Source organism: Streptomyces sp. NPDC005752, from assembly GCF_040630715.1.
In the GTDB taxonomy this organism is placed as follows: domain Bacteria; phylum Actinomycetota; class Actinomycetes; order Streptomycetales; family Streptomycetaceae; genus Streptomyces.
Genome location: NZ_JBEXYB010000004.1, coordinates 194210 through 206816 on the forward strand (window position 1 = coordinate 194210; position 12607 = coordinate 206816).

A 12607-nucleotide genomic window follows, 5' to 3' on the forward strand; every position below is an offset into this window, starting at 1 on the left:
GCCGCCGGATCCGGCACACCCGCCGCCACCTCCCGTACCCTCGACCCCATGTCGCTCTACGCCGCGTACGCCGGCAACCTCGACGCGCGGCTGATGACGCGCCGCGCACCGCACTCCCCGCTGCGCAGCACGGGCTGGCTCAACGGCTGGCGGCTGACGTTCGGCGGGGAGCAGATGGGCTGGGAGGGCGCGCTCGCCACCGTGGTGGAGGCCCCGCGTTCGCAGGTCTTCGTGGCGCTGTACGACCTGGCCCCCATGGACGAGGACTCCATGGACCGCTGGGAGGGCGTCGGCCTCGACATCTACCGGCGGATGCGGGTGCGCGTGCACACCCTGGACGGCGAGGAGCCGGCCTGGATGTACGTCCTCAACGGCTACGAGGGCGGTCTGCCCTCGGCACGCTATCTGGGCGAGGTGGCGGACGCCGCCGAGTCCGCGGGCGCACCGCACGACTACGTGATGAACCTCCGCAAGCACCCCTGCTGACCCCGCCCCCGACCCGCTTCTGTACGAACGTACGAAGACGATCGGCCACACTCTGCGCAGACACATCTACGCGCGTAGGGAATCAGCGGTTACCCTCATCCGCGTGAACGCATCTGTTATTCCGGACCACATCCAGGGCGACCCTCTCGCCGCCGCCGCCGACGCCGCTGCCCGCCTGCGCGAGCTGACCGGCGTCGAGACCCACGACGTCGCCCTCGTGATGGGCTCCGGGTGGGCCCCCGCCGGCGATGCGCTCGGCATCCCGGAGGCCGAGTTCCCGGTCACCGCGCTGCCCGGGTTCCCGGCCCCCGCGGTGGAGGGTCACGGCGGCACGATCCGCTCGTACAGCATCGGCGGGAAGCGCGTCCTGGTCTTCCTGGGCCGCACGCACTACTACGAGGGCCGCGGCGTCGCCGCCGTCGCCCACGGTGTGCGCACGGCCGTCGCGGCGGGCTGCGGGACCGTCGTCCTGACCAACGGCTGCGGTGGGCTGCGCACGGGCATGCGCCCCGGCCAGCCGGTCCTCATCAGCGACCACATCAACCTCACGGCGGCGTCGCCGATCATCGGCGCCAACTTCGTCGACCTGACCGACCTGTACTCGCCGCGACTGCGCGCGCTGTGCAGGGAGATCGACGAGACGCTCGAAGAGGGCGTCTACGTGCAGTTCCCCGGCCCGCACTACGAGACTCCGGCCGAGATCAACATGGTCCGTGTCATGGGCGGTGATCTGGTCGGCATGTCCACGGTCCTGGAGGCCATCGCGGCGCGCGAGGCGGGCGCGGAGGTGCTGGGTATCTCCCTGGTCACGAACCTCGCCGCCGGCCTGAGCGGCGAACCGCTCAACCACGAGGAGGTCCTGCAGGCGGGCCGCGACTCCGCCACCCGCATGGGCGCGCTGCTGGCACGGGTGCTGGACCGGATCTGAGCAGGCTGACCCACCCCCGCCGGCGTCCCGGCCCCCGGTTTCGGGAAGGGGCGGGTAGGGGAAGGCCCCGCGCAGCGGCCGCGCCGGGCTCCACCTCGCCCAGCCCCGCCCCGCCCAGCCCCGCCCCCAGACAACCGCACCGCAGAAAGGCGGACACCGTGCAGCAGGACGACCTCATCACGCAGGCCAGGACCTGGCTCGCCGAGGACCCGGACCCCGAGACCCGCGCGGAGCTCGCCGGACTCATCGACGCCGGGGACCTCGCCGCGCTGGAGGACCGTTTCGCCGGCACGCTCCAGTTCGGCACGGCGGGACTGCGCGGCGAGATCGGCGCCGGCCCGATGCGCATGAACCGCTCCGTCGTCATCCGCGCCGCCGCCGGGCTGGCCGCGTACCTGAAGGCACGGGGCAGCGCGGACGGACTCGTCGTCATCGGCTACGACGCCCGCTACAAATCGGCCGACTTCGCCCGCGACACCGCCGCGGTGATGACCGGAGCCGGCCTGCGCGCGGCCGTACTCCCCCGCCCGCTGCCCACACCGGTCCTCGCGTACGCCGTACGACACCTCGGGGCGGTCGCCGGCGTGGAGGTCACGGCCAGCCACAACCCGCCGCGCGACAACGGCTACAAGGTCTATCTCGGCGACGGCTCGCAGATCGTCTCCCCGGCCGACGCGGAGATCGCCGCAGGGATCGCGGCGGTCGGGCCGCTCGACGGCGTACCCCGCCCCGAGTCGGGCTGGGAGGTCCTCGGCGACGAGGTCCTGAACGCCTACCTCGCCCGCACGGACGCCGTCCTCAGCCCCGGCTCACCCCGTACCGCGCGCACCGTCCACACCGCCATGCACGGTGTCGGCACGTCCGTACTGACGGCCGCCTTCGCCCGGGCGGGTTTTCCCGACCCCGTACTCGTGGCCGAACAGGCGGAGCCCGACCCGGCGTTCCCCACCGTCGCCTTCCCCAACCCGGAGGAGCCCGGGGCCATGGACCTCGCGTTCGCGACCGCGCGCCGGGCCGCCCCGGACCTCGTCATCGCGAACGACCCGGACGCCGACCGCTGCGCCGTCGCCGTGTCCGACCCCTCCGCCGGGGGCGGCTGGCGGATGCTGAGCGGCGACGAGGTCGGTGCACTTCTCGCCGCCCATCTGGTGGACCGGGGCGTGACGGGAGTGTTCGCCGAGTCGATCGTGTCCTCGTCGCTGCTGGGCCGCATCGCCGAGAAGGCGGGCCTCGGCTACGAGGAGACACTGACGGGCTTCAAGTGGATCGCCCGCGTCGACGGCCTGCGGTACGGCTACGAGGAGGCGCTGGGCTACTGCGTGGACCCCGAAGGCGTCCGCGACAAGGACGGCATCACGGCCGCCCTGCTGATCGCCGAACTCGCCTCCGTGCTGAAGGAGAAAGGCCGCACCCTCCTCGACCTGCTCGACGACCTCGCGCTGGACCACGGCCTGCACGCCACGGCTCAGCTGTCGGTCCGGGTGGAGGACCTGACGGTCATCGCGAACGCCATGCGGCGCCTGCGCGAGACTCCCCCGACGACCCTGGCGGGCCTCCCGGTCACCTCGGCCGAGGACCTGTCGCGGGGCACGGACTCCCTGCCGCCCACCGACGGCCTGCGCTATCACCTGACGGGCGCCCGGGTCATCGTCCGCCCGAGCGGCACCGAGCCGAAGCTCAAGTGCTACCTGGAGGTCGTGGTCCCGGTCGGTTCGGCGGACGAACTGCCCGAGGCCCGGGGCAAGGGCGCGGAACTGCTGGCGGGCATCAAGCGCGACCTGGCGGCGGCAGCGGGAATCTGACGCCGCGACCGACAGGGCTCCGGTGCCGTCGGGCTGAGACGTCGAACGCCTCCCTCGACGGCGCCCCCGCCCTGTCCGGCCCCTGCACACCCGCCGCGCACGCTCACTGACGCGTGCCCACCGGAACGACCGAGGAGCACGTCGCCTCACGACCAGACGAGTCGCCCTTCGGCGACCTCGCAGACCGGATGGTTTCCATCGGCGATCTTCGTGAGCATCTCCGCCACGGAGTCGAAGTACTGAGCCAGCGACTCGTACTCGCCGGTGATCGTATTCTCGCCCACGAACCACCTGCCGATACGCCCGTCCCGCGCGTCGATGAACTTCCCCGTCCAGCCGTCCTGGTCCGACAGGAACGGGATCCACTCATTACGCCAGAACGGATGGTCCGGCTGGTCCGGAGGGTCGAATCCACCGGGCCTGGAGCGGTTGGCGTAGAGCTTCTCCATCTCACGTACGCCCAGGAAGAAGCTGCCCTCGTCCGGGAAACCGGCGAAGCCGCAACATGCCACCTCGTCGTCCACATCTTCCTCAGGAAGATCCAGACTGTTCTGCAGCAGCCACGCCCGCAGATCCTGAGGGAGGTGGACACCCATCCGTTCCTCGGCGGCCGCGAGCATCTGTTCCGTGGCGGGCCCGGGCAGATCCGCGTGCTCGGCCGGGGCGTGCTGCCGAAGAAGAGTCATCACGCGGGACCAGCTCTCCACCACACTCATTCTCCTCTGCCCTCTCCGGACGGATGGCCCGTACGACTGCACCAGTGCGGGAGCCGGAGCGCCGACCGGAAAACCTCGCAGAGATGCTACTCCGAGCAGGCCTCCTGGCCCCGCGACCACCTGGCACCCCACGGCCCGAAGTTCAGGACCGGCCGCTCGGCAGGGTGACCGTCCGGCGGCGGTTGTGGTCCCGGCGGACCGATGTCCGGGAGGGGACGCAGCGGTGCGTTCCGCTCAGTCCAACAGCACCCGGCGGACCACGGCCACCAGTGCCATGAAGGCCGGTGGGACGAACCACCAGGGCGCCATCACGCGACGTACCGAGGACGCGGTGGTGATCAGCAGGGCGGCGGCGCTGAGCACGATGGTCAGCAGGCAGGCCAGTTCGATGCCCATAAGGGCGTCTTCGTCCCAGGGGCCCGAAGGACGGATCATCAAAGCCCCGTAGCAGCAGTATCCCGCCAGCAGGTGCAGGATCACCAGTGGTACGCCCAGAACCAGGCGCAGGCAGCCCCGGTCGTCCTCCGCGGCTTCTGCCGTCCCTCCGCCCGGCCGGTCCATCAGCGGATCGCGAGCAGCACCACGAGCAGCACCGCGCCGGCGGCGGCCGGGGCGATCAGTTCGTAGGCCCAGCGCACCGACGCGGTGGTCGTGCCAGTGGCCTTCCCGGGGTCGGCGGCTGCGTGCTCCGCGAGTTGACGGAGGTCACCCACCGTCTGGTCCGCCGAGGCCATGCGGGCCTGGGAGTCGCTGACGTCGGCATGCACGGACGTCCCGCCGCGCCGGTCGCCGTGGGCCCGACGGCCTGCCGTCCTGGCCGCGCGCTTGCGCTCGCGCAGCGAGACGGGCACCGCCCACAGCTGGTACTTGGTGCCGCTGTGGGTGTGGATCTCGGTCGAGTACTTGGCGCGCACGGCCGAGACGTCCGACCAGGGCAGCACGATCGTCCGGAGCGGGTTGCGGATCCGGATCCGCTCCTCGTTGGCGTACACGGCGGGCCGGAGCGTGAACGCCACGATCAGCGGGATCGCCGTCAGCATCACGGCGAGAGCCAGCCACGGCGTCCACCCCGAGCCCCGGACCACCGCGTCGACGCCGAGCCAGACCAGCAGCAGAAGCAGCAGTGCGCCGCTGACCAGCCCGGCGCCCGACCGGTAGGTCCGGTCGGCGTAGGCGGGCTCGGAGGGAGGTGTGGGGCTCGTCATGGTCCTGATTCTGCCTGAAGCGGCATCGGGGCTGCGGGCCCGGCCTCACCGGGGTGCGGAAGGCCCGGAAAGAGGGAGGGCCCTGTACAGGTCGCTACGCGCGTAGATATGCTCAGGTGGTGACCATGCCCACCACCGCACCCTCCCCCAAGCGCTCAGCCGCGTTCGAGCAGGGCGGGCCCCCCTTCGCCGACGCGACGGCGTCCGACAGTGCGCTGCGCCGCTTCCTCCACGGGCTGCCCGGCGTCGACACCGTCGGCCTCGAAGCGCGCGCCGCCTCCCTCGGCACCCGATCGATCAAGACGACTGCCAAGGCGTACGCAATCGATCTCGCCATCTCGATGATCGACCTGACGACGCTGGAAGGCGCGGACACCCCGGGCAAGGTCCGGGCTCTGGCCGCCAAGGCCGTCAACCCCGACCCGACCGACCGCACCAGCCCGCGCACCGCCGCGGTCTGCGTCTACCCCGACATGGCGGCGACCGCTGCCGCCGCGCTGGCGGGTTCCGGGGTGAAGGTGGCGTCCGTCGCGACGGCCTTCCCCGCCGGACGCGCCGCGCTGGACGTCAAGCTCGCGGACGTCCGCGACGCCGTGGCGGCCGGGGCCGACGAGATCGACATGGTGATCGACCGCGGGGCCTTCCTCTCCGGCCGCTACCTCAAGGTGTACGAGGAGATCCTCGCCGTGAAGGCCGAGTGCGGCTCCGCTCGGCTCAAGGTGATCTTCGAGACGGGCGAGCTGTCCACGTACGACAACATCCGGCGGGCCTCCTGGCTCGGGATGCTGGCCGGCGCGGACTTCATCAAGACCTCGACCGGCAAGGTCGGCACGAACGCGACGCCGGCGAACACCCTGCTGATGCTGGAGGCCGTACGCGACTTCCGGGAGCAGACCGGCGTACAGATCGGCGTGAAGCCCGCCGGCGGCATCCGCACCTCCAAGGACGCCATCAAGTTCCTCGTCCTGGTGAACGAGACCGCGGGTGAGGACTGGCTGGACAACCACTGGTTCCGGTTCGGCGCCTCCAGCCTGTTGAACGACCTGCTGATGCAGCGCCAGAAGCTCAGCACCGGCCGTTACTCCGGCCCTGATTACGTGACGGTGGACTGATACGCCATGGCATCTGCATTCGACTACGCACCGGCTCCGGAGTCCCGCTCCGTCGTCGACATCACACCCTCGTACGGCCTGTTCATCGACGGCGAGTTCACCGAGGCCGCCGACGGCAAGGTGTTCAAGACGGTCAGCCCCTCGACCGAGGAGGTTCTCTCGGAGGTCGCGCGCGCGGGCACCGAGGACGTGGACCGGGCGGTGAAGGCGGCTCGTAAGGCGTTCGAGAAGTGGTCGGCGCTGCCAGGCTCCGAGCGCGCCAAGTACCTCTTCCGCATCGCCAGGATCATCCAGGAGCGCTCGCGCGAGCTGGCCGTCCTGGAGACCCTGGACAACGGCAAACCGATCCGGGAGACCCGCGACGCGGACCTCCCGCTGGTCGCCGCGCACTTCTTCTACTACGCGGGCTGGGCCGACAAGCTGGACCACGCCGGGTACGGCGCGAACCCGCGTCCCCTGGGCGTGGCCGGCCAGATCATCCCGTGGAACTTCCCGCTGCTCATGCTGGCCTGGAAGATCGCCCCGGCGCTCGCCACCGGTAACACCGTGGTGCTGAAGCCGGCGGAGACGACTCCGCTGTCCGCGCTGTTCTTCGCCGACATCTGCCGCCAGGCCGGGCTGCCCAGGGGTGTCGTCAACATCCTGACCGGGTACGGCGACGCAGGCGAGGCGCTCGTCTCGCACCCCGACGTGAACAAGGTCGCCTTCACCGGCTCCACCGCCGTCGGCAAGGCCATCGCCCGGCAGATCGCCGGTACGGACAAGAAGGCCACGCTCGAACTCGGCGGCAAGGGTGCCAACATCGTCTTCGACGACGCGCCGGTCGACCAGGCCGTCGAGGGCATCGTCACCGGCATCTTCTTCAACCAGGGCCAGGTCTGCTGCGCGGGCTCCCGGCTCCTCGTGCAGGAGTCCGTCCACGACGAGGTGCTGCACGCGCTCAAGCGCAGGCTGTCCACGCTGCGGCTCGGTGATCCGCTGGACAAGAACACGGACATCGGCGCGATCAACTCCGCGGAGCAGCTCGCCAGGATCAGCGCGCTCGTCGAGACCGGTGAGTCGGAGGGCGCCGAGCGGTGGTCCGCACCGTGTGAACTGCCGTCCTCCGGATACTGGTTCGCACCGACCCTCTTCACCGGTGTCACGCAGGCGCACACCGTCGCCCGCGACGAGATCTTCGGCCCCGTGCTGTCGGTGCTGACCTTCCGTACGCCGGACGAGGCCGTCGCCAAGGCCAACAACACCCAGTACGGCCTCTCGGCCGGCATCTGGACGGAGAAGGGCTCCCGCATCCTCGCGGTGGCGAACAGGCTCCGCGCCGGCGTGGTGTGGGCCAACACGTTCAACAAGTTCGACCCGACCTCGCCGTTCGGCGGATACAAGGAGTCGGGCTTCGGCCGCGAGGGCGGCCGTCACGGTCTGGAGGCCTACCTCGATGTCTGACGGGCGACTCAGCGTCTTCAAGACCTACAAGCTGTACGTCGGGGGCAAGTTCCCCCGCTCCGAGAGCGGCCGGGTGTACGAGGTGACCGACTCCAAGGGCAAGTGGCTGGCGAACGCGCCGCAGTCCTCCCGGAAGGACGCGCGTGACGCGGTCGTCGCCGCGCGCAAGGCGTTCGGCGGCTGGTCGGGAGCGACCGCGTACAACCGCGGCCAGATCCTGTACCGCGTCGCCGAGATGCTGGAGGGCCGCCGGGAGCAGTTCGTGCGCGAGGTGGCGGACGCCGAGGGGCTGTCGAAGTCCAAGGCGGCGGCGGTCGTCGACGCGGCGGTCGACCGCTGGGTCTGGTACGCGGGCTGGACGGACAAGATCGGCCAGGTCGTGGGCGGGGCGAACCCGGTCGCGGGGCCCTTCTTCAACCTGTCCACCCCGGAGCCGACGGGTGTCGTCGCCGTCCTGGCCCCGCAGGAGTCGTCGTTCCTGGGCCTGGTGTCCGTGATCGCCCCGGTGATCGCCACGGGCAACACCGCGGTCGTCATCGCCTCGGCCGACGCGCCGCTGCCCGCGCTCTCGCTGGGCGAGGTGCTGGCCACGTCGGACCTGCCGGGCGGCGTGGTGAACATCCTGTCGGGGAGGACGGCCGAGCTGGCCGCGCCCCTGGCGTCGCACCAGGACGTCAACGCGATCGACCTCACGGGGGCCGACGCCGGCCTCGCGAAGGACCTGGAGGTCGCGGCGGCGGACAACCTGAAGCGCACCCTCCGTCCACAGGCTGTGGACACGGGTGACTGGTCCGCCGATCCCGGCACCCGGCGCCTGACGGCGTTCCTGGAGACCAAGACGGTCTGGCACCCGACGGGCGCCCTGGGAGCCTCCGGCTCCTCGTACTGACGACTGGCCGCCGACACGCCGTGGGGCCGCCTTCCGGGCGGCCCCACACGCGTGCGCGGGGCGGGATCAGCCGGTGATCAGACCGGTCGCCTCTCCCACGACGGGCAGATCACCGAGCGCGGCACCGCTGGTCAGCGGGTCGGTGACCACGGCCGTGGTCACGGGCTTGAAGTCGGCGACCTGCGTGCCCACCGCGTTGTCCAGGGGGTCCACGCCCGTCCCGGCCAGCGGGTCGAGCTGGAGGTCGGTGACGGGCTTGACGGCCCCGGCGAGCCCGTAGCCGAGCGCGCTGGTCAGCGCGGGTGCCGCCGCTTCGCCGACCGCCCCCAGGGTGCTGTCCGCGGTGTCCGAGCCCGTCGCGGGCGGAGCCGGCAGCGGCGCGGCCTGGGCCGCCGTACCTCCCGCACCGAGGGCCGCGCCCAGCGCGGTGAGGGTCAGACCGGCGCGCAGCAGAGCGCTCTTCCGGGGCTTGGACAGTGCATGACGTGCCATGTTTTCCCACCTGATCGGGACGTGTCGGGTAATCATCCGTGCGCGCAGAGTAGTTGAGGTGTGATGCTCGATACCAACAGGACCTCCCGGGGGTCCCCTACGCGGGTCAATGCCTCACACTTCTGTTCTGTGAGTTCCCAACCGATCCCCACGCGCGTCGTGCTGCTCGCCGGTCCGTCCGGCTCCGGCAAGTCCTCCCTCGCGGCACGCAGCGGTCTCCCGGTGCTGCGCCTGGACGACTTCTACAAGGAGAGAAACGATCCGACACTGCCTCTGGTCACCGGCAGCGCGGACATCGACTGGGACTCCGCCCTGTCCTGGGACGCGGACGGGGCTGTCACGGCCATAGCGGAGCTGTGCCGGACGGGCCGTACGTCCGTCCCCCTGTACGACATCGCCACGAGCTCCCGGACCGGCCGCGAGTCACTCGACATCGAACGCACGCCCCTCTTCATCGCCGAGGGCATCTTCGCTGCGGACATCGTGGAGCGCTGCCAGGAGCTGGGCCTGCTCGCGGACGCGCTGTGCCTGCGCGGCCGGCCGTCCACGACGTTCCGGCGGCGGCTGGTGCGGGACCTGCGGGAAGGCCGGAAGTCGGTGCCGTTCCTGCTCCGGCGCGGATGGCGGCTGATGCGGGCCGAGCGGGGCATCGTGGCCCGCCACGCGGCCCTGGGCGCGTATCCCTGCGGCAAGCAGGAGGCGCTGGGCCGGCTGGCGGCCGCTGCGGCGGGACGCTGCCGTACACCCCGGAAGAAGGTTCCCAACTAGCGTTCCGCCCCCGTGAAGCGGGTCGGCCCGAGCACGGCGAGCAGCTGCAGTTTCTCGTGGGCCTCCGTCCGCGGCGGAGCGGTGAGTACGAGCAGGGTCTGGGACTGGTCCTCGGTGAACAGCGCCTGGCAGTCCAGCTCGATCGGGCCGAGTTCGCGGTGGATGAGCGTCTTGTGGTCCTCGAAGCGTTGCGCGACCTCGTGCCGGGCCCACAGCGCGGCGAACTCCTCGTTCGCCTTCTGCAGGGTGCGTACGAGCTCACCCGCCCGCGACCGCGGGCCTCGCAGCCCATGGGCGGCGCGAAGGCTCGCGACCTGGGCGCGGCTCTGCCGGTCGCGGTCGGACTCGGGATAGACCGACCGCTCCTCGGGATCGGTGAACCAGCGGTAGATCGCGCTGCGGGCGAGGCCCGTGTGTCTCGACGCGTCCCCGAAGAGGGCGGTGGCCATCGCGTTCTGCACCAGCGTCTCGCCCAGTTCGGTCAGGATGAGCGCCGGGGTGTCACCGAGGCGGTCCAGCACCCGCAGCAGTGCGGGGGCGACGTGCGGCGGGGCCGAGGGCGACGCCGGCGCGTTGTGGCCGGCGATCCGGTACAGGTAGTCGCGCTCGTCGCCCGTCAGCCGTAGCGCCCGGGCCAGCGAGGCCAGCATGTGCCCGCTGGGCTGCGGACCGCGTCGCTGCTCCAGCCGCGTGTAGTAGTCGGTCGACATGACGGCGAGGGACGCGACCTCCTCCCGCCGCAGACCACGGGTCCGCCGTCGTGCGCCCGGGGGAAGCGCGACGTCCTCCGGCTGAAGCGCCTCGCGACGGCGGCGCAGGAAGTCGGCCAGTGCTGCTCGGTCCATGGGATCGATTATCGTCCGGTGCCGGCGGGCGAGCCAGGGATCGCCGATCCCCCGATAACCGGTCTCTGCACCCGTGGCGGCGGACCGGCGACGATCGGAACATGAACATCTCCGGAAACACCGTCTTCATCCCCGGCTCCACCAGCGGCATCGGTCTCGCCCTCGCCCTGGAGCTGAAGGCCAGGGGGAACACCGTCATCGTCGGCGGCCGCCGTACCGAGCTGCTGGCGCGGATCGCGGCCGAGCACCCCGGCATCGACACGGTGCGGATCGACACCGCGGACGCCGCGAGCATCGCCTCCGCCGCGAAGCAGGTACTGGCCGACCATCCGGATCTCAACGTCCTCGTCACCATGGCCGGTGTGATGCACGCCGAGGACTGGCGAAGTCCCACCTCGTTCCTCGCCTCGGCAGAGTCCACGGTGACGACGAACGTGCTCGGCCCGATCCGGCTCATCGCGGCGTTCATCGAACATCTGCAGGCGCAGCCGGACGCCACCGTGATGACCGTCTCCTCCGGCCTGGCGTTCGCACCGCTCAGGATCACGCCGAGCTACAACGCGTCGAAAGCCGCCATCCACATGCTCAGCGAGTCCGTCCGGCTGCAGTTGGCCGACACCTCGGTGCGGATCGTGGAACTCGAACCGCCGGCCGTCCGCACCGCACTACTGCCGGGGCAGGAGGAGAGCGAGCACGCCATGCCGCTCGACGAGTTCGTCGCGGAGGTCGTCGGCCTGATCGAGGCGCAGCCCGACGCCAGGGAGATCCAGGTCGAGCGCGTGAAGTTCCTGCGCTACGGCGAGGCCCGCGGCGACTACGACCAGGTCGTCGAGACGCTCAACGGCTCCGCGACGAACGGGAGGTAGCCGGGCACCGCGGGTTCCCGGGGCCGCTGCCGCCCCTGGCGAGGGCAACGCGACGGGGGCGGACAGGACCCCCCGGCCTGTCCGCCCCCGCTGCGTACCACCCCCGTGCCGCCGCCTCCCCCGAAGCCGCGGCCCTTCCCCCGTTCCCCCGTAGACCTCAGGCCACCAGCTCGCCGAAGGACTCCTCCTCGTCACGGCCGAAGCTGAGGACCTCGTCCTCACGCAGCCGGCGGAGCGACCGCCAGATGCTCGACTTCACCGTGCCGACACTGATGTCGAGGATGGACGCGATCTCCGGGTCCGTGCGGCCCTCGTAGTAGCGGAGCACCAGCATCGTGCGCTGGAGTTCCGGCAGCCGCGCGAGCGCCTGCCAGAGGACCGCGCGCAGTTCGGTGCCCCGCATCGCGTCCGTGTCGCCCACCGTCTCCGGCAGCTCCTCGGTCGGGTATTCGTTGAGCTTGCGCCTGCGCCACGCGCTGATGTGCAGGTTGGTCATGGTGCGGCGGAGGTATCCGCCGACAGCGGCCTTGTCGCTGATCCTGTCCCACGCCCGGTACGTCGAGAACAGCGCGCTCTGCAGCAGGTCCTCGGCCTCGAACCGGTCGCCGGTCAGGTGGTAGGCGGTCGCGTACAGGGAGGCGCGGCGCTCCTGGACGTAGGCCGTGAACGCCGTTTCGGCGTCCTCGGCCTGCGCCGGGACCGTGTGCGCCCCCGTGGCCTCCCTGTACGCGTCTCCCCCGTTGCCCCCCGTGGTCGCGTCAACCATCGTCAGGTGCGACGAGTGCTGACGCCCGGCGCCGCGAACACACCCCCGCGCTCCGGCGCCGGACTTCTCCGTGCTCCGCCCGATGTCGTGGAGGCGCGTGACAACTGCGCTTGAGGTGGTGCTGTGCAGTGCGTTCATGTGGCGCCCCCCATCGGTGGAGTCCGTTCGTTCCGTGTGCCATTGAGCTTGCCGGGGCAGTTTCATGACCCTGTCCCCCGACTGTCACAGAGCTGTCACAGGGCATGTCGGCGGACCGGCCGGGCGGATCGGGCCAGGGGGGTCGCGGACC

Annotated in this window: 14 protein-coding genes; 8 read left to right on the forward strand and 6 right to left on the reverse strand. The window is 71.2% G+C overall.

Going from position 1 to position 12607, the window contains the following annotated elements; all coding sequences use genetic code 11:
* The first annotated feature begins 48 nt into the window (after positions 1 to 48).
* From ABZ441_RS05350 to ABZ441_RS05360, 3 genes are all read left to right on the forward strand, one after another.
* The gene (locus ABZ441_RS05350) at positions 49 to 486 is read left to right on the forward strand and encodes a gamma-glutamylcyclotransferase (protein ID WP_031096722.1); all 438 of its coding nucleotides are present in this window, start codon (positions 49 to 51) and stop codon (positions 484 to 486) included.
* A gap of 103 nt (positions 487 to 589) precedes the next feature.
* Positions 590 to 1414 (forward strand): purine-nucleoside phosphorylase, encoded by an 825-nt coding sequence (locus tag ABZ441_RS05355; RefSeq protein WP_358968641.1) that lies wholly within the window; start codon positions 590 to 592, stop codon positions 1412 to 1414.
* 158 nt (positions 1415 to 1572) lie between these two features.
* A complete protein-coding gene (locus ABZ441_RS05360; RefSeq protein ID WP_358968643.1) occupies positions 1573 to 3216 on the forward strand; it encodes a phospho-sugar mutase in 1644 nt (547 codons plus the stop codon).
* A 146-nt stretch (positions 3217 to 3362) separates the two neighbouring features.
* Here ABZ441_RS05360 and ABZ441_RS05365 read toward each other — a convergent pair whose 3' ends face one another.
* The 3 genes from ABZ441_RS05365 to ABZ441_RS05375 all read right to left on the reverse strand — a co-directional run bounded on the left by ABZ441_RS05365 (position 3363) and on the right by ABZ441_RS05375 (position 5137).
* A complete protein-coding gene (locus ABZ441_RS05365) occupies positions 3363 to 3932 on the reverse strand; it encodes an SMI1/KNR4 family protein (protein WP_358968645.1) in 570 nt (189 codons plus the stop codon).
* A gap of 234 nt (positions 3933 to 4166) precedes the next feature.
* Complete coding sequence (locus tag ABZ441_RS05370; RefSeq protein WP_358968647.1) at positions 4167 to 4493, reverse strand: hypothetical protein; 327 nt, start codon at positions 4491 to 4493, stop codon at positions 4167 to 4169.
* A complete protein-coding gene (locus ABZ441_RS05375) occupies positions 4493 to 5137 on the reverse strand; it encodes a PH domain-containing protein (protein ID WP_358968648.1) in 645 nt (214 codons plus the stop codon). The genes ABZ441_RS05370 and ABZ441_RS05375 overlap by 1 nt, the downstream gene beginning before the upstream one ends.
* 125 nt (positions 5138 to 5262) lie before the next feature.
* Here ABZ441_RS05375 and deoC point away from each other — a divergent pair, with 125 nt between their 5' ends.
* Genes deoC through ABZ441_RS05390 form a run of 3 tightly spaced genes read left to right on the forward strand, consistent with a single transcriptional unit; the run spans position 5263 to position 8581 of the window.
* Positions 5263 to 6249, forward strand: coding sequence for a deoxyribose-phosphate aldolase (gene deoC / locus ABZ441_RS05380; protein WP_358968651.1), 987 nt, complete (start codon positions 5263 to 5265; stop codon positions 6247 to 6249).
* 6 nt (positions 6250 to 6255) lie between these two features.
* Positions 6256 to 7692 carry an aldehyde dehydrogenase family protein gene (locus ABZ441_RS05385; RefSeq protein WP_358968654.1) on the forward strand — a complete coding sequence of 479 codons (1437 nt, stop codon included), beginning with the start codon at positions 6256 to 6258 and terminating at the stop codon, positions 7690 to 7692.
* The gene (locus ABZ441_RS05390; protein ID WP_358968657.1) at positions 7685 to 8581 is read left to right on the forward strand and encodes an aldehyde dehydrogenase family protein; all 897 of its coding nucleotides are present in this window, start codon (positions 7685 to 7687) and stop codon (positions 8579 to 8581) included. The genes ABZ441_RS05385 and ABZ441_RS05390 overlap by 8 nt, the downstream gene beginning before the upstream one ends.
* Positions 8582 to 8647: 66 nt before the next feature.
* On the opposite strand, the gene ABZ441_RS05395 is transcribed toward ABZ441_RS05390, so the two are convergent.
* Complete coding sequence (locus ABZ441_RS05395) at positions 8648 to 9073, reverse strand: hypothetical protein (protein WP_358968659.1); 426 nt, start codon at positions 9071 to 9073, stop codon at positions 8648 to 8650.
* Between the two features lie 63 nt (positions 9074 to 9136).
* Here ABZ441_RS05395 and ABZ441_RS05400 point away from each other — a divergent pair, with 63 nt between their 5' ends.
* Positions 9137 to 9841, forward strand: coding sequence for a uridine kinase (locus ABZ441_RS05400; RefSeq protein WP_358968662.1), 705 nt, complete (start codon positions 9137 to 9139; stop codon positions 9839 to 9841).
* Here the strand turns inward: ABZ441_RS05400 and ABZ441_RS05405 are convergent.
* Entirely contained in the window at positions 9838 to 10686 is an 849-nt protein-coding gene (locus tag ABZ441_RS05405; RefSeq protein ID WP_358968665.1) for a helix-turn-helix transcriptional regulator, read from the reverse strand. The genes ABZ441_RS05400 and ABZ441_RS05405 overlap by 4 nt on opposite strands.
* 101 nt (positions 10687 to 10787) lie before the next feature.
* On the opposite strand from ABZ441_RS05405, the gene ABZ441_RS05410 reads away from it, so the two are divergent.
* Complete coding sequence (locus ABZ441_RS05410; protein WP_358968667.1) at positions 10788 to 11552, forward strand: SDR family NAD(P)-dependent oxidoreductase; 765 nt, start codon at positions 10788 to 10790, stop codon at positions 11550 to 11552.
* Positions 11553 to 11709: 157 nt separating this feature from the next.
* On the opposite strand, the gene ABZ441_RS05415 is transcribed toward ABZ441_RS05410, so the two are convergent.
* Entirely contained in the window at positions 11710 to 12456 is a 747-nt protein-coding gene (locus ABZ441_RS05415; protein WP_358968670.1) for a SigE family RNA polymerase sigma factor, read from the reverse strand.
* Positions 12457 to 12607 lie beyond the last annotated feature (151 nt).

What these genes read in the sequence shown, in the direction of transcription:
- ABZ441_RS05390 (WP_358968657.1), top strand. Translation starts at nt 7,685, where the DNA reads ATGTCTGACGGGCGACTCAGCGTCTTCAAGACCTACAAGCTGTACGTC.
- ABZ441_RS05350 (WP_031096722.1), top strand. Translation starts at nt 49, where the DNA reads ATGTCGCTCTACGCCGCGTACGCCGGCAACCTCGACGCGCGGCTGATG.
- deoC (WP_358968651.1), top strand. Translation starts at nt 5,263, where the DNA reads ATGCCCACCACCGCACCCTCCCCCAAGCGCTCAGCCGCGTTCGAGCAG.
- ABZ441_RS05410 (WP_358968667.1), top strand. Translation starts at nt 10,788, where the DNA reads ATGAACATCTCCGGAAACACCGTCTTCATCCCCGGCTCCACCAGCGGC.
- ABZ441_RS05395 (WP_358968659.1), bottom strand. Translation starts at nt 9,073, where the DNA reads ATGGCACGTCATGCACTGTCCAAGCCCCGGAAGAGCGCTCTGCTGCGC.
- ABZ441_RS05370 (WP_358968647.1), bottom strand. Translation starts at nt 4,493, where the DNA reads ATGGACCGGCCGGGCGGAGGGACGGCAGAAGCCGCGGAGGACGACCGG.
- ABZ441_RS05405 (WP_358968665.1), bottom strand. Translation starts at nt 10,686, where the DNA reads ATGGACCGAGCAGCACTGGCCGACTTCCTGCGCCGCCGTCGCGAGGCG.
- ABZ441_RS05400 (WP_358968662.1), top strand. Translation starts at nt 9,137, where the DNA reads ATGCTCGATACCAACAGGACCTCCCGGGGGTCCCCTACGCGGGTCAAT.
- ABZ441_RS05385 (WP_358968654.1), top strand. Translation starts at nt 6,256, where the DNA reads ATGGCATCTGCATTCGACTACGCACCGGCTCCGGAGTCCCGCTCCGTC.
- ABZ441_RS05365 (WP_358968645.1), bottom strand. Translation starts at nt 3,932, where the DNA reads ATGAGTGTGGTGGAGAGCTGGTCCCGCGTGATGACTCTTCTTCGGCAG.
- ABZ441_RS05375 (WP_358968648.1), bottom strand. Translation starts at nt 5,137, where the DNA reads ATGACGAGCCCCACACCTCCCTCCGAGCCCGCCTACGCCGACCGGACC.
- ABZ441_RS05415 (WP_358968670.1), bottom strand. Translation starts at nt 12,456, where the DNA reads ATGAACGCACTGCACAGCACCACCTCAAGCGCAGTTGTCACGCGCCTC.